Origin of the sequence: Saccharomonospora iraqiensis subsp. iraqiensis (assembly GCF_000430445.1) — a bacterium.
In the GTDB taxonomy this organism is placed as follows: domain Bacteria; phylum Actinomycetota; class Actinomycetes; order Mycobacteriales; family Pseudonocardiaceae; genus Saccharomonospora; species Saccharomonospora iraqiensis.
Genome location: NZ_KE387108.1, coordinates 31220 through 34145 on the forward strand (window position 1 = coordinate 31220; position 2926 = coordinate 34145).

The 2926-nt window shown below is 74.5% G+C and carries 5 protein-coding genes; all 5 read right to left on the bottom strand.

The features are described 5' to 3' along the window. A partial coding sequence (locus ACTIR_RS27850) for an NTP transferase domain-containing protein (RefSeq protein WP_034240414.1) occupies nucleotides 1-111 on the bottom strand: 111 nt, incomplete at its 3' end. A gap of 13 nt (nucleotides 112-124) precedes the next feature. Then, nucleotides 125-919 (bottom strand): IclR family transcriptional regulator domain-containing protein, encoded by a 795-nt coding sequence (locus tag ACTIR_RS0115610; protein ID WP_026454976.1) that lies wholly within the window; start codon nucleotides 917-919, stop codon nucleotides 125-127. Nucleotides 920-938: 19 nt separating this feature from the next. Then, nucleotides 939-1361, bottom strand: coding sequence for a 4-carboxymuconolactone decarboxylase (pcaC, locus tag ACTIR_RS0115615; protein WP_052583908.1), 423 nt, complete (start codon nucleotides 1359-1361; stop codon nucleotides 939-941). 9 nt (nucleotides 1362-1370) lie between these two features. Further along, on the bottom strand, nucleotides 1371-2156 hold the full coding sequence (gene pcaD / locus ACTIR_RS0115620) for a 3-oxoadipate enol-lactonase (RefSeq protein ID WP_026454978.1): 786 nt from the start codon (nucleotides 2154-2156) through the stop codon (nucleotides 1371-1373). Nucleotides 2157-2164: 8 nt separating this feature from the next. Continuing rightward, nucleotides 2165-2926: lyase family protein (locus ACTIR_RS23730; protein ID WP_267879495.1), on the bottom strand; the 762-nt coding region annotated here is incomplete at its 5' end.

Sequence of the window (2926 nt, forward strand, 5' to 3'; positions counted from 1 at the left end):
CGCCCGCACGGCGCGGGTGACGAGCGGCTCGCCGCGCACCTCCGCGAGCGCCTTCGGACCGCCGAACCGGCGTCCCGCCCCGGCGGCCAGCAGCAGTCCCGCGGTGCTCATCCGACGGACCGGCTCAGGACACCCGGACCGACGGCGTCATCGCCAGGTCGGCCTCGATCTCCCCGGCCGTGGCCAGCAGCGGGGGCAGCAGCTCCCGGCGCACCGACTCGGCCGTGGTGCGACTGGCGTGGGTGGACAGGTTCACCGCCGCCACCACCTCCCCCTCGCGGTTGTGGACCGGGGCGGCCACCGACCGCAGCCCCTCCTCCAGCTCCTGGTCCACCAGAGCCCACCCCTGGGTGCGGACCCGTTCCAGTTCGTCCCGCAGCGCGTCGGCCGAGGTGATGGTGCGGGGGGTCAGCGCGTCGAACCTTGCCTGCCGCAGGTACTCCGCCAGGTCGTGCGCGGACAGCCCGGCCAGCAGCACGTGCCCCATCGACGTCGCGTGCGCGGGGAACCGGGTGCCCACGTTGATGCTGACCGCCATGATCCGCGACACCGCCACGCGGGCGACGTAGACGATGTCGGTGCCGTCCAGGACCGAGACCGAGCTCGACTCGTGCACCTCGGCCGAGAGCTTTTCCAGGTGCGGCTGCACCACCTGCGGCAGCGACATGCTGGACAGGAAGGCGTACCCGAGTTCCAGCACCCGCGCGGTCAGCGCGAAGTACTTGCCGTCGGTGCGCACGTACCCGAGGTCGGCCAACGTGAGCAGGAACCGGCGCGCGGCCGCACGGGTCAGCCCGGTCGCCTTGGCGACGTCGCTGAGCGTGAGCTCCGGCGACCCGGCGTGGAACGCCTTGATGACCGCCAGCCCGCGTTCCAGTGACTGCACGTGGTGGGTGCCCCGTGCGCTGCCTTCGTCCATGGCAGTCCAACCTATCGGTTCAGATCTCCCCCATCTCGGAGAGTGTGCGCTGCGCGATGGCGAACGCCTCGTTGGCCGCCGGGACGCCGGCGTAGACCCCGGTGTGCAGCAGGATCTCGGAGATCTCGGCGGGGGTGAGCCCGTTGCCGATCGCCGCGCGGACGTGCATGGCGATCTCGCCGTGGCTGCGCAGCGCGGTGAGCACGGCCAGGGTGAGACAGCTGCGGGTGCGGCGGTCCAGCCCCTCCCGTGTCCACACCGAGCCCCAGGCGGCGTGGGTGATGTACTCCTGGAACGGGCGGGTGAACTCCGTGGTGCCCGCGACGGCGCGGTCGACGTGGTCGTCGCCGAGCACCTCGCGGCGCACCCGCATGCCCGCCTGGTACCGCTCGCCCGCCGCCTCCGGCTCCGGGGTCGGGTCGGGTGTGGTTCCGTCGCTCATCGGGTGGTGTCACTCCTCGGTCGCGTCGGCGGTGCGGCGCAGGTGGTCCAGGATCAGGTGGGTGAACAACTCGGGCCGTTCGACCGGGCCGAGGTGCGCCGCGCCCTCCACCAGCTCGAAGCGCGCACCCGGGATCGCCGCGGCGAGCGGCCTGCCGTGCTCGTCGGGCGGCGTGGCCGGATCGTCGGCGCCCGCGGCGACGAGCGTCGGCGCGGTGATCGCGGGCAGGTCGTCGCGGAGGTCCATCCCGCCGATGGCCGCGCAGCAGGCCGCGTACCCCTCGGCGGGCACCGAGGCCGTCATCCCGTGGTAGAAGCGGGCACTCTCCGGGTTCGCCCGCGACCACGCGTCGGTGAACCAACGGCCGATGCTCGCGTCCGCGATGGCGGTCATGCCCTCGGTGCGGGCCGTGTGCGCCCGCGCCGCCCACGACTCCGGGGTACCCAGCTTGGCCGAGGTGCAGCACACCACCAGGCCCCGGATCCGCTCCGGCCGGTGGGCACCCAGCCACAGGCCCGTCATCCCGCCGAGGGACACCCCGACCACGTGGGCGCGCTCGACGCCCAGTCCGTCCAGCAGTTCCACGACGTCGCCGCCGAGGTCGGCCAGCGAACACGGCCCGTCCGGTACCGGGGTCCGCCCGTGCCCGCGGTGGTCGTACCGCACCACCCGGTATCCCGCCTCGGTCAGGGGGCCGACCTGCGGCTCCCACATGCGCAGGTCGCTGCCGATCGAACCGGACAGCACCACGACCTCGCCGTCGGACGGCCCGTCCTCCACGTGATGCACCCGCACCGTGCCCGCTACCTTTCGTCCGTCGTGTCGGGTGCGCCCGCGGCCCCGGCGTGTGCGTCCAGGGCGCGGCGCACGAACTCCTCCGCGCTTCCCACGTACCCGGCCGGGTCGAGCAGCCGCTCGATCGCCGAGGTCGACAGGTGCGCGCCCACCAGCGGGTCCTGTGCCAACACCCGCGCCAGTGGCAGATCCTCGTCCCGGGCCCGCTCGCAGCAGGCGGTCACCGCGTCGTGCGCGGCCAGTCGGCCGACCGCACCCGCCAGCTCGGTGGTGACCCGCTCGGCCAGCAGCAGACCGCCGCTGCGGTCGAGGTTGGCCCGCATCCCTCCGGCGTCCACCCGCACCCGGTCGAGGCTGACGCGCACCCAGTGCGCCGCCGCCCCGGTCACCCGCAGCAGCTGGGTGAACGGCCGCCACTCGGCGTGCCAGGCACCCGCCGCGCGCTGGTGCTCCTGCTCCATGGCCGCGAGCAGGTCGGCGACGAGCCCCGGGGCCTGCTTGGCGCAGCCGAGCGCGGACACCGCCGCCACGGGGTTGCGCTTGTGCGGCATGGTGGACGACCCGCCGCTGCCCGCGGGCCCTTCTTCGTGCAGTTCGCCGAGGTCGGTCCCGGCGAGCTGCACGATCGACCGGGCCACCCCGGAGACCGCGCCCGCGGCCTCCCCCAGCGCCCCGACGATCCCGGCGACCGGTGTCCGGTCGGTGTGCCACGGCAACGGCGGTTCGGCCAGCCCGAGCCGGGTGGCCAGTGCCCCGGCCACCTCGGTGCC